Annotated in this window: 19 protein-coding genes; 1 reads left to right on the top strand and 18 read right to left on the bottom strand. The window is 45.1% G+C overall.

What is annotated here, in order from left to right; all coding sequences use genetic code 11:
- Positions 1 to 73: 73 nt before the first annotated feature.
- On the bottom strand, positions 74 to 1,744 hold the full coding sequence (locus tag FS736_RS02910; RefSeq protein ID WP_144474839.1) for a DAK2 domain-containing protein: 1,671 nt from the start codon (positions 1,742 to 1,744) through the stop codon (positions 74 to 76).
- Positions 1,745 to 1,759: 15 nt separating this feature from the next.
- Positions 1,760 to 2,122, bottom strand: coding sequence for an Asp23/Gls24 family envelope stress response protein (locus tag FS736_RS02905; protein WP_144474838.1), 363 nt, complete (start codon positions 2,120 to 2,122; stop codon positions 1,760 to 1,762).
- Between the two features lie 293 nt (positions 2,123 to 2,415).
- Between FS736_RS02905 and rpmB the strand changes: the two genes are divergently transcribed.
- Positions 2,416 to 2,604 carry a 50S ribosomal protein L28 gene (rpmB, locus tag FS736_RS02900; RefSeq protein ID WP_023614934.1) on the top strand — a complete coding sequence of 63 codons (189 nt, stop codon included), beginning with the start codon at positions 2,416 to 2,418 and terminating at the stop codon, positions 2,602 to 2,604.
- 209 nt (positions 2,605 to 2,813) lie between these two features.
- On the opposite strand, the gene spoVM is transcribed toward rpmB, so the two are convergent.
- The 16 genes from spoVM to FS736_RS02820 form a co-directional block, all read right to left on the bottom strand.
- Entirely contained in the window at positions 2,814 to 2,894 is an 81-nt protein-coding gene (gene spoVM, locus FS736_RS02895; RefSeq protein WP_144475002.1) for a stage V sporulation protein SpoVM, read from the bottom strand.
- A gap of 138 nt (positions 2,895 to 3,032) precedes the next feature.
- Entirely contained in the window at positions 3,033 to 3,680 is a 648-nt protein-coding gene (locus FS736_RS02890; protein WP_144474837.1) for a thiamine diphosphokinase, read from the bottom strand.
- A gap of 70 nt (positions 3,681 to 3,750) precedes the next feature.
- Positions 3,751 to 4,395 (bottom strand): ribulose-phosphate 3-epimerase, encoded by a 645-nt coding sequence (gene rpe, locus FS736_RS02885; protein WP_144474836.1) that lies wholly within the window; start codon positions 4,393 to 4,395, stop codon positions 3,751 to 3,753.
- Positions 4,396 to 4,398: 3 nt separating this feature from the next.
- On the bottom strand, positions 4,399 to 5,280 hold the full coding sequence (rsgA, locus tag FS736_RS02880) for a ribosome small subunit-dependent GTPase A (protein ID WP_144474835.1): 882 nt from the start codon (positions 5,278 to 5,280) through the stop codon (positions 4,399 to 4,401).
- An 18-nt stretch (positions 5,281 to 5,298) separates the two neighbouring features.
- Positions 5,299 to 7,251 carry a Stk1 family PASTA domain-containing Ser/Thr kinase gene (gene pknB, locus FS736_RS02875; RefSeq protein WP_144474834.1) on the bottom strand — a complete coding sequence of 651 codons (1,953 nt, stop codon included), beginning with the start codon at positions 7,249 to 7,251 and terminating at the stop codon, positions 5,299 to 5,301.
- A 5-nt stretch (positions 7,252 to 7,256) separates the two neighbouring features.
- Complete coding sequence (locus FS736_RS02870) at positions 7,257 to 8,009, bottom strand: Stp1/IreP family PP2C-type Ser/Thr phosphatase (protein ID WP_144475001.1); 753 nt, start codon at positions 8,007 to 8,009, stop codon at positions 7,257 to 7,259.
- Positions 8,010 to 8,013: 4 nt separating this feature from the next.
- The gene (rlmN, locus tag FS736_RS02865) at positions 8,014 to 9,105 is read right to left on the bottom strand and encodes a dual-specificity RNA methyltransferase RlmN (protein WP_144474833.1); all 1,092 of its coding nucleotides are present in this window, start codon (positions 9,103 to 9,105) and stop codon (positions 8,014 to 8,016) included.
- Between the two features lies 1 nt (position 9,106).
- Positions 9,107 to 10,456, bottom strand: coding sequence for a 16S rRNA (cytosine(967)-C(5))-methyltransferase RsmB (rsmB, locus tag FS736_RS02860; RefSeq protein ID WP_144474832.1), 1,350 nt, complete (start codon positions 10,454 to 10,456; stop codon positions 9,107 to 9,109).
- A complete protein-coding gene (gene fmt, locus FS736_RS02855; RefSeq protein WP_144474831.1) occupies positions 10,449 to 11,402 on the bottom strand; it encodes a methionyl-tRNA formyltransferase in 954 nt (317 codons plus the stop codon). Before fmt ends, rsmB begins: the two co-directional genes overlap by 8 nt.
- Complete coding sequence (def, locus tag FS736_RS02850; RefSeq protein ID WP_144474830.1) at positions 11,399 to 11,884, bottom strand: peptide deformylase; 486 nt, start codon at positions 11,882 to 11,884, stop codon at positions 11,399 to 11,401. The genes fmt and def overlap by 4 nt, the downstream gene beginning before the upstream one ends.
- 282 nt (positions 11,885 to 12,166) lie before the next feature.
- Entirely contained in the window at positions 12,167 to 14,581 is a 2,415-nt protein-coding gene (gene priA / locus FS736_RS02845) for a primosomal protein N' (protein ID WP_144474829.1), read from the bottom strand.
- Positions 14,578 to 15,789, bottom strand: a complete 1,212-nt coding sequence (gene coaBC / locus FS736_RS02840) for a bifunctional phosphopantothenoylcysteine decarboxylase/phosphopantothenate--cysteine ligase CoaBC (RefSeq protein ID WP_144474828.1) — start codon at positions 15,787 to 15,789, stop codon at positions 14,578 to 14,580. Before coaBC ends, priA begins: the two co-directional genes overlap by 4 nt.
- A 153-nt stretch (positions 15,790 to 15,942) precedes the next feature.
- Entirely contained in the window at positions 15,943 to 16,167 is a 225-nt protein-coding gene (gene rpoZ, locus FS736_RS02835) for a DNA-directed RNA polymerase subunit omega (protein WP_079508381.1), read from the bottom strand.
- Positions 16,168 to 16,782, bottom strand: a complete 615-nt coding sequence (gene gmk / locus FS736_RS02830) for a guanylate kinase (RefSeq protein ID WP_144474827.1) — start codon at positions 16,780 to 16,782, stop codon at positions 16,168 to 16,170.
- A 9-nt stretch (positions 16,783 to 16,791) separates the two neighbouring features.
- Complete coding sequence (remA, locus tag FS736_RS02825) at positions 16,792 to 17,055, bottom strand: extracellular matrix/biofilm regulator RemA (protein ID WP_023614949.1); 264 nt, start codon at positions 17,053 to 17,055, stop codon at positions 16,792 to 16,794.
- A gap of 56 nt (positions 17,056 to 17,111) precedes the next feature.
- A complete protein-coding gene (locus FS736_RS02820) occupies positions 17,112 to 17,987 on the bottom strand; it encodes a YicC/YloC family endoribonuclease (RefSeq protein WP_144475000.1) in 876 nt (291 codons plus the stop codon).
- Positions 17,988 to 18,001 lie beyond the last annotated feature (14 nt).

The following is an 18,001-nucleotide window of genomic DNA, read 5'->3' as shown; positions in this document are numbered from 1 at the left end:
ATTCCCCTTCTATTTCTTAGTATCATATTACAATTTTATTTGTCCAGCCGGAGATTCTCCGACATCGGATTAATTATTCAATCGCGAAGATGAAGGCGTATAATGGCTGTTCTCCATTATGGACTTCTATCTCAACATCTCCATACTTGCCCTCAACAAACTCAACGATGGAATCAACATCATCATCTGAAGCATCTTCCCCTTTAAGGATGGTCAGGATTTCAGTGTCTTCATCGAGCATCTGGTCCAGCAGGTCCTTTGCTGCTTTAACTTTATCACGATCTTTCAAGACAATTTTCCCATCCGCCAAGCCCATGAAATCTCCGGTTGAGATTTCAAGTCCGTCGATGCTGGTGTCACGAACTGCATAAGTCAGCTGGCCCGTTTTCACATGCTGCATCGCTTCTGACATGGCATCTTTATTTGCGGCAGGATCGGCTGATGGATTGAATGAAAGCAATGCTGTCATTCCCTGAGGCACAGTTTTCGAAGGGATGACTACCACTTCTTCCTCCGCTACCTCGGCAGCCTGTTCTGCAGCCATGATGATATTTTTATTGTTCGGCAGGATGATGACCTTGCGTGCGTTCACCTCTTTGACAGCCTTGATGATGTCCTCGGTGCTCGGATTCATCGTCTGGCCGCCTTCGATCACGGCGTTGGCACCAATGCTGCGGAAAAGTTCAGCAATTCCGGAACCCATCGAGACAGCGACGATTCCATATTCCTGCTTTTCTTTCTTTGGTTCATTAGCCTGTGTGCGCAAAGGTGTTGTCGGTTCACCGACAATATCTGTATGCTGCTGACGCATATTTTCAATTTTCATATTGATGAGGCTTCCGTATTTTTGTCCATATGACAATACATCGCCAGGCTGTTCTGAGTGGATATGTACTTTTACGACCTCTTCGTCGGAAATGACGAGAAGAGAATCTCCATATTTGCTCAAGTCCTGACGGAAATTCTCCTCAGAGAATGTCTCTTTCCCCTCAAGTTTAACCATGAATTCGGTACAATAGCCGAATTCAATATCCTCAGTATTCATGTGGCTCTGGACGCTCTTATGGTGCTCGGCGCTTACAAGCTCAGTCATATTCGGCATCGCAGATGGGGAGTCAGGAAGCTTTTCGCCCTTCAATTCTGCAAGAAAACCTTCATAAACGAAAACAAGGCCTTGTCCGCCGCTGTCTACTACTCCTACTTCCTTTAGGACCGGCAGCAAATCTGGCGTACGATTCAATGAAGCCTTTGCTTCTTTAAGAACCTCTTCCATAAGTCCGTCAATGCTGTCGTGGTTTGGCGCGACTGCAACTGCATGCCTTGCCGCATCTTTGGCCACTGTTAAGATCGTTCCCTCAACCGGCTTCATAACGGCTTTATAAGCAGTCTCCACACCCGCGTTTAATGCAGCTGCAAATTCAACAGATGTTACAGTCGGCTTTGTTTCAATTGCTTTTGCAAATCCGCGGAATAATTGGGACAGGATGACTCCTGAGTTGCCCCTCGCTCCCATAAGCAAACCTTTGGCAAGCGCGGAACCCACCTTCCCGATATGTTCCTGTGCATGGTTCTTTACTTCCTTAGCTCCGGAAGTCATGGATAAATTCATATTTGTTCCCGTATCACCATCAGGAACAGGGAAGACGTTCAACGCGTCGACATACTTGGCATTGGCCGCCAAATGGTTGGCACCCTGAATCACCATCTCCGCAAAACGTTTTCCGTCTAGAACATTAATAGACACAAATCTTTCCTCCTCTTACGGGTTCGTTACACGAACTCCCTGAACGTAAATATTGACCGAGTCAACAGCCAGCCCGACTGTTTTATCAAGGGTGTACTTAACCTTTGATTGGACATTGTGGGCAACCTCGGAAATTTTCGTCCCATAGCTCACAATAATATACATATCGATATGTACTTCGTCATTTTCCTGGCGAACGATGACTCCGCGGGTAAAATTCTCCCTGCGCAGGATATCTGTTAATCCGTCCTTGATCTGATTCTTAGAAGCCATCCCGACAATACCATAACAATCAACTGCTGCACCGCCTGCAATTGTTGCAATGACATCATTTGATATATCAATTTGTCCGTACTTCGTTTTTAGCTCGATGGACATGATTCGTTCCCCCTTTGGAAAAATAGCATTATGCTACAGTTATTTTACTATAAGCCAATCAATTTTTAAAGTTATTCTGCACTTCCCTTTATTATTCAGCAAGAATCTGAACTATATGTCAAGGTTTTTTTCTTTATAGCTTTTGCCGGAAGTATTGCAAATGGGAAATTTCTATGATAAATTATTAAAGTATGTCAGAGAAAAGGTTATCCTGTTTCATTCGCAATTCTGACGATATGCAAATAATTGCAGCAAAAAATAGTAACAGCTCTGTCAGTTAGGAGGGAAATCATATGCCACGTAAATGTGTAGTAACTGGTAAATCAACTCGTTCTGGTAACGCACGCTCCCACGCAATGAACGCTAACAAGCGTACATGGGGTGCTAACCTTCAAAAAGTACGTATTCTTGTAGACGGTAAGCCAAAGCGTGTTTGGGTATCTGCAAGAGCTCTAAGATCAGGTAAAGTTGAACGCGTATAATTAAAAACCGCAGACTTGCTGCCTGGCTCCAGCAGCCGGAAGTAAGCTGCACGGCATCCATAAAGGGTGCCTTTTTTTATTGCCTGAACATGCACCGTCCTTCTGTTCATTCTGCCCAATTCATGTAAAAATAATAGCACCCCGTAACCAGGGTGCCAAATGCTTGCATATCGGTTTTCAATCTTTGATTACTCCACGCTAAATGGTTTTTAATCCTTTTTAAATGCACCTAACATCGCCCGTACGAGGCCACCCAAAAATCTAGGCAGTTTGATTGTATAGAATCTCATACCGTCCCTCCTCACCATCTCTCGCAAACCAGTCTTCTTTCTGTATCCCTATAGTATATTCCCGGGTATACAAAATTTTCTCTTTTCAGGGGAAGAAATCATATTGCTGAAAAGAACCCTGAGCTAAATGAAGACATCTCAATCCTTGCTCCTTACTACTAATAATATGCCTTCGGAAAAAGAAAAAGTACCATGACCTCTAATAAGTTCATTACTAATACATAGTGTCGAGCCCATTGGAATATGACAATCAATTAACGGGTATTTAAAATTTTCAAGCGACAGTCCGGATACAGACGGCGTGACTGGCAGGAAGGAAATGTACTTAAAATCATCATTTGGGCTAACTGTATAGCATCCTGGTTTTTTTACATATAAGATATTCTGGGTATCAATGATCTGGATGTGTACAAAAGCATCTTCCTCAAGAGGCCTGACCAGCAGCTGAATATTGGCCATCAAATGGTCAAGGCGCCCCCCTGTCGCACCGAAAATGTTAATCGACTCCGGGTGCTGATCAAGGGCCCAATTTAGAGCCAGCTCCATATCTGTCTCATCTTTTTCCGGCTTGAATTTCTTCAGGTCAGCAACCGTCTTTTCAATGTTTTCCATTTCTCCTTCGGAAACTGAATCAAAATCGCCAAATGCTGCTGCAGGATTTAATCCTGCTTCTAATAAATAGAATACACCCCTATCGATCCCGATCCAAACCACGTTTTCCTCTTCATAGAGATGGAAATCTGGTATCATGTACCGCGGTCCACCGGCAACCAAATTAATTTTCATTAAAAGATCTCCTTTGTTTCTGGATTCCACTTATTGAAGAAAAGCCAGCCTCTGCAAGGCTGGCTTTTCTTTATGGTCTCAAGCTGGCGATAGCGGCTTCCCTGTCTTCTTTATTGAAGACTGCTGAACCCGCCACCAGAACATTGGCCCCTGCTTCAATTACAAGCTTGGCTGTTTCCTCATTCACTCCGCCGTCAACCTCTATTTCCAGGTCTGGATTTAGTGAATCAGCAAGTTCTTTAACCTGCCTGATTTTTGGAAGGACCGAAGAGATGAACTTCTGACCGCCAAATCCAGGATTAACAGACATAAGCAGTACCATATCAACATCCTCGATGATGTGCTTCAGGCTATCAACTGGTGTAGCAGGGTTCAAGACGACGCCTGCCTTGACCCCTGTCGATTTAATCAATTGTATGGTCCTGTGCAGATGCCTGCATGCTTCCACATGGACGGTGATATAATCAGCACCTGCCTTGGCAAATGCTTCGACATATTGGTCCGGGTTCTCGATCATCAGGTGAACGTCAAGCGGAAGCTTTGTCACCGGTCTGATTGCCTCGACAATCAGAGGCCCGATCGTAATATTCGGCACGAAATGCCCATCCATTACATCCACATGTATATAATCGGCCCCACCGCGCTCGACATCCTTTATTTCTTCGCCAAGTCGGGCAAAGTCAGCCGATAAGATTGAAGGTGCGATCTTAACCATGATTTAATACCTCGGCTTTCTATCTTTGATTTCTAACAAAAAGTCTTTATAGTGCTCATACCTGTATTCAGGCAGATTTCCTGACTCAACTGCTGCCTTGACCGCACATTTAGGTTCTGCCATGTGAAGACAGCCGCGGAACTTGCAATCCTCACTGAACTCAGCAATATCAGGGAAGCATGAATTCAGCTCTTCCGCTTCAATCTCTGTGAATTCCAGAGAACTGAATCCTGGGGTGTCAGCAACTAGCCCATTGTTAATCGTAATCAGCTCTACGTGCCTTGTTGTATGCTTGCCCCTTCCCAGATGGGAGGATATATCATCGGTTTTCAACTCGAGATCCGGCCTGATCGCATTGAGCAGGGATGACTTCCCGACTCCTGACTGACCGGCAAAGACAGAAATCTTACCTTCAATATGCGGCCTCAGCTTTTCCAGACCTTCTGAAGTTTCAGAGGATGTAAAAATAACCTCATAGCCTGCCTTCCGATAATCTTCTGCATATTCCTCGAGACGTGATTTTTCCTCTTCATTGGTCAAATCCATTTTCGTAATGCAGATGAGGGGCTCAATGTGGTTATACTCAACAAGAACCAAAAACCGGTCGAGCAAGGCTGTGCTGAATCCAGGTTCAACAGCAGAAAAAACAAGGATGGCCTGGTCTACATTCGCAATCGGCGGACGGACCAGCTCATTTTTCCGGTCCTTGACTTCCAGGATATAACCTTCCGTGTCATTTTCAGCCTGATAAACCACCTCGTCACCAACAAGGGGTGTAACCTTATTCTTGCGGAAAACCCCCCTGCCGCGGCATTGCACTATACCGTCCTCATTGGCAACATAATAAAAACCGCTCAGCGCCTTGATAATTTTGCCCTCAGGCATAGCAACACTCCCTGTCTGTTAGTCTTCTGGATAATCAACGCTGCCACTGTCAAAGATTTCTCCATCCCGCAGAATTCGATACTCACCCTTTTTGCCAGGCGCAATTAGGAAATCAAGGCTAATCATTGTGTCCTCTGTGATTTCAATCGTATCTACTGGAGCTTCATCTGTATGGTTTACATCATTCATATAGATTTTGAGTTCCTGTGGAACGCCTTCTTCTTTAGGCTGGTATGGTACGTTAATTTCAATCGTCTTTTCTTTCGGAACAGGTTCCGGTCCTTTTGAAATGACGACACTTACCTTACTTCCTGGCGGCAGTTGAGTTCCCGCTTCAGGTTTTTGGGATATAACCAATCCGGCCGGTATGGTATCATGAAAACCCTCCGTACTTTCAACAACAAGCCCAGTGGTGTCAGCATAAAGATCGAGATTTCTCTGGTTGTATTCTTTTAAATCACCCAGAGTTACCAATTCAGGACCCATGCTGACCTTGAATTCCAAAGTTGTGTCCTCGGGGACGACAGACTCCCCACCAGGAGGATATTGTTCCAGAATTGTCCCAGGCTCGCTATCATCATGCTCTTCGGTTTTTTTGATATCTTTGAAGCCTTTACCTTCAAGCAGTTTGACGACATCATCGTAGGCCCTGTCGGTATAATCCGATAACTCTATTTCTTCTTTGCCAGTACTGATATAAAGATCAATTTTGTTTCCCTCTTTTATCATCTTACCGGCTTTCGGATTTGTTCTGATGACATTTCCTTCTTCGATCTCTTCATCGCTAATCTCTTTTTTGTCCCCAATAATAAAACCTGCAGACATGAGTTCAGCGACTGCTTCTTCTACTTCCATGCCACTTACATCCGGCACTTCCTTATCCTTTGGCCCAAAAAGATCTGGCCCCATTGTCACCATGACAATACCCGCAGTCAGTATGAGCAAAAACAAAACAGTTAAAATCACTGGCCATTTCTTTTTCCTCTTCTTCACAGGTTTATCCTTTGATGGCTGATCCATGGAATCTAAAGCATCTTTGCGGATAATGGTTTCATCAAGATTATGATAAGGCCGGTCATTCGTTATGATAGGGATTGCTTTGGTTGCTTCATCGTCCTCAGGAATCATAAACTTGCTTTCATTCAGACGCTTGCTGTCAAGTGCTGTCCTTAGATCATCTTCCATTTCATCGACATTGTCATATCGATGGAAAGGATCTTTCGCAGTGGCCTTAAGCACGATATTCTCTACGCTCTGTGGAATTTGCGGATTCCACCTTTTTAATGAAGGTGTTTCTGATTGAAGATGCTTCAATGCGATCGAAACGGCTGATTCACCTGAAAAAGGGAGTCTGCCTGTCAATAATTCGAACATGACGATCCCGATTGAATAAATATCCGATTTTTTATTTGCCATGCCGCCTCTGGCCTGTTCTGGTGACAGGTAATGCACAGATCCAAGCACAGAATTTGTCTGGGTGATGCTCGTTGCACTCAATGCCATCGCAATGCCAAAGTCTGTGATCTTCACTGTACCGCTGCTGTCTACCAAAATATTATGCGGCTTGATATCACGGTGGACAATATGATTGTGATGGGCATGAGAGATAGCAGATGTCAGCTGCTTCATGATGTCCAGGGCTTCTTCAACAGGAACGGGTGCATGCTGCTGTATGTATTGCTTCAGTGTTTGGCCATCGACATATTCCATCACAATATAGTATAGACCATCCTCTTCACCGACATCATATATACTGACGATGTTCTGATGGGCCAGACTCGTTGCAGATTGTGCCTCTCTATGGAACCTGCGGATGAATTCATCATCATTGGCAAAATCAAGACGGAGCATTTTGACCGCAACATCCCTGTCAAGGATCATATCATGGGCAAGATAGACATTCGCCATACCTCCGCCGCCAATCATATCCTTGATTTTATAACGACCGCTGATTCTTTTTCCGATGATCATATTTTTCACCTGCCCTCGTTGAATTCCTTGTATTCGACGATTGCAAGAGTTATATTATCTTCGCCGCCATACTGATTGGCCCTTTTAATAAATTCTGCCGCTTTATCTTCCAGTGACATATTATTGTCTGTCAGGATGCTTTCCATTTCTTCCTGGCTCACTTTATTGGAAAGGCCATCCGAACAAAGCAACAGCACATCTCCCTCTTCATAGATGATGGTCTTAATGTCCATCTCCACTGATTCTTCTGTTCCAAGGGCTCTTAATAGAACATTTTTACGAGGATGATGCTCTGCATCTTCTTTGGAAATTTGTCCGGAACGTACAAGTTCATTGACGAGAGAATGATCCTCTGTCAGCTGTTTGAATCCCGTTTCATTCAGTAAATAACAGCGGCTGTCTCCTATGTTCACCACTGTTGCGAACAGATTCGTGCAAATGGAGGCAACAATTGTTGTGCCCATGCCTTCACATTCCGTATTATTCAATGAATGCTGAAAGATCTCCTGATTCACCTGTACAACAGATTCCTGCAGCCATTGTTCCGCTTCTTCTGCTGTATGTATCAATGCTGACGTTTCCCAGAGAACTTTTAGATGCTGGATTGTCATTTCACTGGCTACATCTCCTGCACGGTGGCCGCCCATGCCATCTGCTACGATGGCAAGGCGCTGTCCGTGAGGGTTCATAAAGATGCCGCCATTGTCTTCATTATGCAGGCGGACCTTTCCCCTGTCTGTCATGAAAACAGCCTTCATCTTGTCACCTCGTCTCTTCTTTTCTTTCTTTTGCCCGAAGTTGTCCGCAAGCTGCTTCAATGTCATGCCCTTGTTCTCTTCTAATCGTTACATTCACTCCGCGGTCGCGAAGAGTGCGTTCAAATTTGAAGATCTGGCTCTTAGGTGTTCTTACGTAATCACGTTCAGGTACATAGTTGACCGGAATCAAATTGATATGGCATTTCAATCCTTTTACCAGCTGGGCAAGCTCTTCTGCGTGCTCAACCTGATCATTCACTCCTCCAAAAAGACCATATTCAAAGCTGATTCTGCGGCCGGTTTTATTAACATAATAACGGACCGCATCCATTAGATCAGGAAGCTTGTATGCTCGGTTGATCGGCATCAATCTGCTTCGAAGCTCGGTATTCGGAGCATGAAGTGAAATCGCAAAGTTGATTTGCATATTTTCATCCGCAAATTGATAAATCTTAGGAATGATTCCGCTTGTAGACACGGTAATATGGCGCGCTCCAATATTCATGCCTTTGTCATGGTTCATGATTTTCAGGAATGAAAGCATGTTGTCATAGTTATCAAACGGTTCGCCGATCCCCATGATGACAATCGAGCTTACTCTCTCATCTGTCTCATCAAGTGCCTGTTGTACTTTTACGACCTGGGCAACGATTTCTCCTGCTTCCAGATTCCTTTTTAAACCGCCGAGTGTGGAAGCGCAGAATGTACATCCAATACGGCAGCCCACCTGTGTGGTGACACAAACTGAATTTCCATATTCATGCCTCATAAGCACCGTCTCGATCGATACTCCATCATGCAGTTCAAACAGGAATTTGATGGTTCCGTCAGATGATGTCTGCTGGATGATCGTGCTGAGTGTTGTCAGCACAAAATGCTGATCCAGCTTGTCCCTTAAAGGCTTTGACAGATTGGACATATCCTCAAATGATGCTGCTCTCTTTTTGTAGAGCCAGTCATAAATTTGTTCTGCCCTGAATGGCTTTTCTCCTTGTTCCTTCAGCCAGTCTTTCAGTTCGTGCAGCTGAAGTGAATAAATGGATTTCTTGACTGATTCTTGTGTTGCTGGTGTTCTAGTTGATTTTTCCTGTTCCATGTTATTCCACCTTCTTTCTCAAACAAGCAATATAAAACCCATCAGAACCAAAATCCTGTGGAAGAATCTGAACATCGAAGCCATTGATCAATGGCCTGATTGCTTCTGGCATTCTTTCTGCAAGAGTTGGATCTCCCGAGAATTCAGGATGCTCGCGTAAAAATATTTCTATTACTTCCTGGTTTTCTTCCCTGTCTACTGTGCAAGTGCTATAGACAAGCGTTCCGCCATCTTTAAGCAATGGCGCGACAGATTCTAGAAGGCTGAGCTGGATTGATTTCAGCTGACTGAGATCCTGTTCTTTTTTCGTATATTTCATGTCAGGCTTCCGTCTCATTACGCCAAGTCCTGAGCAAGGAGCATCGAGCAAAACTCGGTCAATCGATTCATGCTTGAAATGATGTGCCGCCTCTCGACTGTCCATTTTTTGAGCTTCAATATTTTCAAGCCCAAGACGCTCGGCATTCTGGGCAATCAGCTTGACCTTATGCTCGTGAAGATCCAGTGAAATCACTTTTCCGCTGTTGCCGAGTTTCTCTGCAATATGAGAGGATTTCCCCCCAGGGGCCGCACATGCATCAAGGATTACCTCTTCTTCCTCTATGCCAAGTGCGTGGGCAACTAGCATAGAACTCTCATCCTGAATTGTCAACAAGCCATATTTAAATGCCTTTGAAGATGCGAGATTGCCTCGGAGGCATTTGATGGCTTCAGGCAAGATAGGGCTCGGTTCTACTTCGAAACCTTCTTCTTCCAGCAATTCCAGGCATTCATCACGGGAAATCCGTGTCAAATTGACCCTTCCTGTCTGCAGCGGTGCAGTCAGATTCACTTCACACATTTCCCTCGTCTTTTCAATCCCGAACTGGCCGACCCACCTTCTGACTAACCATAATGGGTGGCTGGTCTCTACTGATATTCTTTCCGCAGGGTCGGTTATCGAATCCAGAGAAGGAAGTCCATTTCGCTGAATGCTGCGGAGGACACCGTTCACCAGGCTGGCAATGCCTTTATGTCCCCGCCGCTTGGAAATTTCGACTGCCTCAAAAATCGCTGCCCTGTCTGGTATTTTATCTAAATACACCATCTGGTAAACGGTCATGCGAAGCAGATTGACCACCCAGGTTTGCAATTTCTTATTTTTCTCGATAAATGGCTTAAGGTAGAAATCAAGAGTCATCTTACGCTGTAAAGTACCATATACCAATTCAGTCAGCAAGCCGACATCAATCGGACTGATTTCATTTTTTTCAATCGCATTGTTCAGGAGCAAATTGCTGTAAGCCTGGTTCTTTTCAATCGTTTCCAGGAGCTGCACTGCCGCATCCCTGACATTCTTCTTTTTACTCATTTAAGTCTCCTAACCTGACGCCGGTCTCTAAGTTCGACCCTGCCCCAAGAAGGAATTGCTTAGCGTCCATCTTTTTCTTGCCAGCTGGCTGGAGCTCTGTAATCTTAATAGCTGTTCCATCTCCGGTTGCCACTATAAAACCGTCAGCTTCAATCTTGACGATGGTCCCGGCTTGTTCGCTTCCTTTATAATCCATCTTCACAGAATTCCATATCTTCACCACTGCACCTTCCATTGTCGTATAGGCAACCGGCCAGGGATTCATGCCGCGGATATGGTTATAGATTTCGTGTCCTGTTTTTGTCCAGTCGATTTTTTCCTGTTCACGCTTGATATTCCAGGCAAAAGTAGCCTCGTCATCATTTTGCGGGACAGGAGTGATCTCCCCGTTCAATAGCTTTGGAATCGTCTCAGATAAAAGATCTGCTCCAGCAGGGCTCATTTTATCGTGCAATGAACCCACTGTATCTGTTTCCGTGATCGGTACTTCGACTTGTGTCAATATGTCCCCTGCGTCCAGCTTTTCAACCATGTACATAATCGTGATTCCCGTTTTCTTTTTTCCTTCGATGATTGCGTAATGGATTGGTGCACCGCCGCGCAGTTCGGGCAACAAGGAAGCATGGACATTGATACAGCCAAACTTTGGTGCCTCAAGCAGCTGATTTGGCAAAATCTGTCCAAAGGCCGCAGTGACGATTAAATCTGGTTCAAGCGCGAGGATTTTATCCAGTTCTTCCTTTTGGCGGATTTTTTCCGGCTGGTAAACAGGGATGCCATGTTTCAGCGCTTCCGCTTTTACAGGAGGCGGAGTCAGGACTCGTTTTCTGCCAACAGGGCGATCAGGCTGCGTGACGACACCGACCACCTCGTAACCTTCCTCTACCAGTCTTCGCAAAACCGGTACTGAAAAGTCTGGAGTTCCCATAAATACGATTCTTGTCATTCCTGGTTCAACTCCTCTAAATCAGCTTCTTCCATATATTTGGACACTTTCGTGGTAAATAACACACCGTGCAAATGGTCGATTTCATGGAGGATCGCCCTTGCTAAAAACTCCTTTGCCTCGACTTCAAAGGTCTTTCCTTTCCGGTTTTGAGCCTTCACCTTCACATAATTCGGTCTGGTTACCTCTCCGTATAATCCCGGGAAGCTCAAGCACCCTTCAGGCCCGGTCTGCTCGCCACTGGTTTCAAGAACTACCGGGTTGATCATCTCGATTGTTCCATGCTCATCATCGATGTCGACAATCGCAATCTGTTTCTTTATATCTATCTGAGGGGCGGCGAGGCCGACTCCATCAAACTCGATCATTGTATCGTACATATCATCCAGCAGTTTGGCCAGCTTTTTATCAAAAACGGTGACTTTTTCACATTCCTGCTCCAATATTTCTGCCGGGTAGGTTACTATTTTTCTTACTGCCAAAATAAATCCTCCAATAACTCCATTTGAATATAGTATTAGCTTGTTCAATCAGCTTTTACTGTAAACTTTCATGTTTCCATAAGGCACTTTTCTCAAACTTTGTTGCTAATGCCTAAAAAATAGAATTGAATTACCTAAAATTATTCACATAAATATCAACTATTATGAGAAAAGAGCTTGCAAACTTAGTACCGACCTACAAAACAGCTATTATCACGTTAAAATCGGCTTTAAGATTTTAACAACAACCATTACGAAAACAGCCTTCCATAAAATGAATCATTACATCAGGATGTAAGGGTTCAGGTCGACAGAAATCTGCAGCCCGCCTGATCCCATTTCCTGCTGGTAATGGTCCAGTATGGTTTTTAGCGTAGTGCTAAGCTCTGGTTCCTTTTTGTATTTTATCAAACATTGATAACGATATCTATCATTGATGCGAGGGATCGGTGACGCAACCGGCCCGAGGACCACTGAATCCTTCGACAATCTGGAAGTGATGAATTTGGCGATTTTCTCGGTGACCGATACGACCTTCATCAATTCTTCATGACTGACCGTAACAAGGGACAAATAATAAAACGGCGGATATTGATGCACCTTCCGCATCAGCATCTCCTGCTGGTAAAACCGGTCGTAATCCTGGCTTCCTGCCAGCTCAACACTATAGTGCTCAGGTGTATAAGTCTGGATAACCACCTCACCTGGAAGCTTGTGCCTTCCAGCACGCCCGCTGACCTGGGTCAGAAGCTGGAAAGTTTTTTCTGAAGAACGGAAATCCGGGAGGTTCAGCATCGTGTCTGCCGAAAGCACGCCTACAAGCGTGATATTGGGGAAATCAAGCCCCTTGGCAATCATTTGAGTCCCCAATAATATATCTGCCTGTCCTTCCTGGAAAGCAGTCAGCAGCTTCTCATGGGACCCCTTTCGACCAGTCGTATCGACATCCATCCTGATGACTCTCGCTTCAGGAATGAGCTTGAGCAGCTCTTCTTCCACTTTTTGGGTGCCTGTCCCGAAATAACGGATATGTTCACTATTGCATTCCGGGCAAATAGTCGGCACTCTGTCTTCATATCCGCAGTAATGGCATTTCATCTGTTCATTGTACCGGTGGTAGGTCAGCGTGATATCGCAATGAGGACAATTCATCACGTATCCGCAATCACGGCACATGACAAAAGACGAATGTCCGCGCTTATTAAGGAATAGGACCGTCTGTTCTTTTCTCTCAAGCCGGTCTTTAATTTTTTCAAAAAGCTTTACTGAAAACATCGAGCGATTGCCAGTTCGGAGCTCTTCCCGCATATCAACGATTTCAACCTCGGGCAGTGCCTGGTTGTTCATCCGTTTCGGAAGTGTCAGCAAAGTGTATCGCCCTTTTTGCGCCCTTGCAAACGATTCGAGTGATGGTGTGGCGCTGCCAAGAACGACCGGACATGCATAGGTTTTAGCACGCTGAATCGCAACATCCCTGGCATGGTAGCGTGGATTTTCTTCCTGCTTGTAGCTTGTTTCATGCTCTTCATCAATGATGATGATGCCAATGTTTTCGAATGGAGCAAAAATCGCCGATCGTGCCCCTACGACTACTTTGACTTCCTTGCGTTGGATTTTCCGCCATTCATCATATTTCTCACCTGCAGAAAGGCCGCTGTGCATGACAGCAACAAGGTCTCCGAACCGCTCCTTGAAACGAGTGACCATTTGGGGAGTCAAAGAGATTTCTGGTACAAGCACGATTGCTTCCTTTCCTTTGCGCAACACTTCCTGGATCGACTGCAAATAGATTTCCGTCTTGCCGCTGCCTGTGACTCCATATAAAAGGAAGACTTCATGATGCTCCTTTTCAATCGAAGATAGAATTGGGCTGATTGCTTTTTCTTGCTCAGCAGTCAATTCCAGGGCAACCTTCCTTTCAAATTCCCTTTCTGCGTAGGGGTCTCTGTATACCTCCATCTCTTCGGCTTTCAGGATTCCCTTCTTGACGAGTGATTGAACCGATGCCTGGGAAATTCCAAGAGTGGTGAGAAGCAGCCTCTGTTCCACAGGCTCAGGATGCTTAAGGAAGAAATCAATCACAGCCTGCTGTCCTGACGCTTGTGATGAAAGCTTGGCTCTTGCTTCTTCCAGCTGTTCCGAACCAATCGCAGGATAAATATGCTTAAGCAGTTTTTTGCGCACCCGGTCCTTCACTTGGTAGACAACCTCAACCCTGCCGGCAGCCGCTTCCTTCTGCAGCTGCTGGACAAGCCCCTGTGCGACGGCATCTTCCCATTTTAGCTCACTATTATTTAGAAAGAGTTCGGCAAGATTTTTTGGCAAGCTGTTTAATTCGGTCCCTTTTGCCAGTACAATCTTTTTCTCGTATTTTGCTTTTAATGCAGCTGGCAGCATTGCCTGGTAAGAGGAAATTTTATAGCTTAATGTATGTTCTGTCAGCCATTCCCCCAGCTTCAGAAGCTCCTCATTCAACACCGGCGTCAAATCCAGCGGTTCAACGATGGAACGCAGCTTTGAAAAACTCGACTGGTCTTTGAGCTCCATAACAAAACCTTGAATTTTCCGCGGGCCAAAAGGCACGATGACCCTTGTTCCGGGCTTAATGACCTCCAGGAACTTATCGGGAATTTTATAGTCAAATGTTTTGTCCGTCTGCTTTGCAGGTACATCGACAATAACACTGGCTATATTCATTGGCTTTCATCCTTTTTTAAAAGGAAGACGACTTCTGAGAGGATCCGGCGGGCAACCTCAGTTTTGGCCATGAGAGGCAATTCGTTCTTACTGCCGTCTTTCTTGTACATGGTGACAATATTCGTATCGGCACCGAACCCGGCACCTGCCTGTTTTACGTCGTTTGCCACAATCATGTCAGCATTTTTCCGGGTAAGCTTGCCCATAGCATGCTTTTCGATATCATTGGTTTCCGCTGCAAATCCAACAATGACCTGAGCTGCTTTTCTTTGCCCTAGTTCAAAAAGAATATCCTGCGTCCGTTCTAGCTCGAGTGCCTGGTCGCCTTCTTTTTTCTTCATTTTTTCTTCAAAAGTATATTTAGGCCGGTAATCTGCTACGGCAGCAGTTCCGATCAGGACATCCGTTTCCGCGAAATTTTCAAGTGCGGCGTTGTACATCTCTTCGGCACTTTCAACTTTAATCAGCTCTGCTCCTTTTGGCGGAATAAGGGAAACCGGGCCGGAAACAAGGATGACTTTAGCCCCCATCTTTACCGCTTCACCGGCAATCGCATAACCCATTTTTCCGGTTGAATGATTGGTCAGGAACCGGACTGGATCGATTTTTTCCCTCGTTGGCCCCGCAGTAATCAAAACAGTCTTACCGGAAAGTTCCCCGCTTTCTGTTTTGAAAAACTGACTGGCGCGCTCTACAATCGTCTCCGGTTCCTCCAGGCGGCCTTTCCCTGTGTATCCACATGCCAGATAGCCTTCACCTGGTTCAATGAATTCATATCCAAAGCTCCTGAGCGTTTCCATATTCTTTGTCACGGCCGGATGCTGGTACATATGCACATTCATGGCCGGAGCTATCCATACCGGAGCAGTCGCCGCCAGCAATGTTGTCGAAATCATATTATCGGCAATTCCGTTTGCCAGCTTGCCGATGATGTTGGCAGTAGCCGGGGCAACGATAATCAGATCTGCCCAATCCGCTAAATGGATATGCGCGATATTTTCAGGATTTTTTTCGTCGAATGTATCGGTATAAACCTCACTTCTGGACAACGCCTGGAACGTGAGCGGAGTGACAAATTTCGCTGCTGATTCACTCAGGATTACTTTTACCTCTGCGCCAGCCTGGGTCAGCTTGCTTGTCAGCGCAGCGCCTTTATATACAGCAATCCCGCCGGTTACGCACAATAGAATCTTTTTACCGTTCAGCATGTCAGAGAACCCCCATTTTATAACAATCTATCATTATGATAGAACTATAACATTTTTTCACTTAATAAGCATGAAATAGGCAAGATTAATCCACTTCAAACTTTTGAAAAACAAAAAAAATAACAACCCAATAAATAGGTTGTTATCGCGGTGTTATTCGTTGATATTGAGCTCTTCGTGGCTTCCGGCTGTTTTGAAGTGAAGCTTTTCAGCGTTGATTTCTTCAAGTGCTTTTCCAACGAATTTGTTGGAAACATACTTGTCGATTTTCGGGTCCATATGAACCTGCATGCTGCGTGCACGCTTGGCTGCAACAGATACCAAAGAATATTTCGAATCAATTTTTGTCATTAAAGAATCAATAGAAGGATAAAGCATTTAATCTACCTCCAGCATTTTTTTATAACGATGTTGAACTCGTTCCCTGCGGCAGTGCTCAGCTACGACAATCGATTTGACACGTGCGGCTGCTCTCTCGACCTGGTCGTTTTCAACAACATAATCATATAATTCCATCATTTCAAGCTCATCTCTTGCAGCTTTCATCCTGCCTTTGATGATATCCTCCGTCTCAGTGCCCCTAGTCACGATCCGGTTCTCCAGTTCTGAAAGGCTGGGCGGCGCAAGGAAAATGAACAGGCCTTCGGGGAATTTCCTCCTTACCTGGCTCGCTCCCTGAACTTCTATTTCAAGGAAAACATCTTTCCCTGCATCAAGAGTTTCACGGACGTACTCAACAGGAGTGCCATAGTAATTGCCTACAAATTCTGCAAACTCAAGCAATTGGTCCTCCCTGATCATCTCTTCAAATTCTTCCCTTGTTTTGAAGAAATAATCTACTCCATTCCGTTCTCCTTCCCGCGGAAGCCGCGTTGTCGCGGACACAGAGTATTCAAAAGCGGTATCCGGCTGGGAAAACAACTCTTTCCGGACCGTTCCTTTACCAACCCCGGAAGGTCCTGAAAGCACAATCAACAATCCTTTTTCCTGCATGAACACGTCCTACCCTTCATCAATAATATCATCTCTGTCATTCAAGCGGTGTGCCACTGTTTCCGGCTGTACCGCAGAGAGAATGACATGGTCGCTGTCCATGACGATGACAGCCCTGGTCCTTCTTCCATATGTAGCATCTATTAAAGATCCACGATCACGTGCATCCTGGATGATCCGTTTAATCGGAGCTGATTCAGGACTTACGATTGAAATGATTCTGTTTGCTGAAACAATATTGCCGAAGCCTATATTGATAAGCTTAATTGCCATGATGGTCCCCCAATCATCAGTTAATTATTTTGGCCCTGCAAGGCCCTTTCTAAACGCTACTCTATATTTTGTACTTGTTCCTTAACCTTTTCAAGGAGGCTTTTCATCTCGACAACTTCCCTGGCAATCTTTGAATCATTCGCTTTGGATCCAATCGTGTTGACCTCTCGGTTCATTTCCTGAAGCAGGAAATCCAGCTTCCTTCCCAGCGGCTCATCCACCTTCAGGATTTCGGTGAATTGGCAAACATGACTTTCCAGCCTGGCAATTTCTTCGCTTATATCTGCTTTATCTGCAAAAAAGGCTGCTTCTGTCATGATCCTGTCATCCCCTGCATTGCCTTCCATGAAATCAGCCATCTTCTTTCTTAGCCTCTCACGGTACTGGTCCACAACATCGGGAGCAAATTGCTTAACACGCAAAATATGATTTGACATCAGACTTATATATTGCAAGACATCCTTGTGAAGGGCTGCACCTTCAAGCCTGCGCATTTCTACAAGCTTAAGGCCGGCCTCTTCGACTGCAGATAGAACAAGCAGATCCAGCTCCTCATTCTCTGCTTCCCTTTCTTCAATATGGATGATGTCCTCCCTGCTGACAATATCACGGATTTCTAAGTCTCCAGCTAAACTGTACCTGTTTTTAATTTCGGATATGTTATCGACAAATTCGTCAAGGGCCTCCCAGTCAATATGTACCCTTCGGCTGACGATCCCTTCGCCTTCCAAAGTGACAAATACTTCGACTCGCCCTCTTTTAATATGTTCGCCAAGTTTCTTCTTGATTTTTTCTTCTGTTTTCAGGAGCTGCCGCGGCATTCGAATATGAAATTCACAAAAACGGTGATTGACCGTTTTCACCTCAACCGTGACACTGCAACGTTCAGATTCTGCCTTGCCCCTGCCAAACCCAGTCATACTGACGACCATTCCAGACACATCCA

Origin of the sequence: Cytobacillus oceanisediminis 2691 (genome assembly GCF_007678455.1) — a bacterium.
Taxonomy (GTDB): domain Bacteria; phylum Bacillota; class Bacilli; order Bacillales; family Cytobacillaceae; genus Mesobacillus; species Mesobacillus oceanisediminis_A.
The sequence above is the reverse complement of the archived record's forward strand: the minus strand, read 5'-3'. Positions and strand labels throughout refer to the sequence as shown.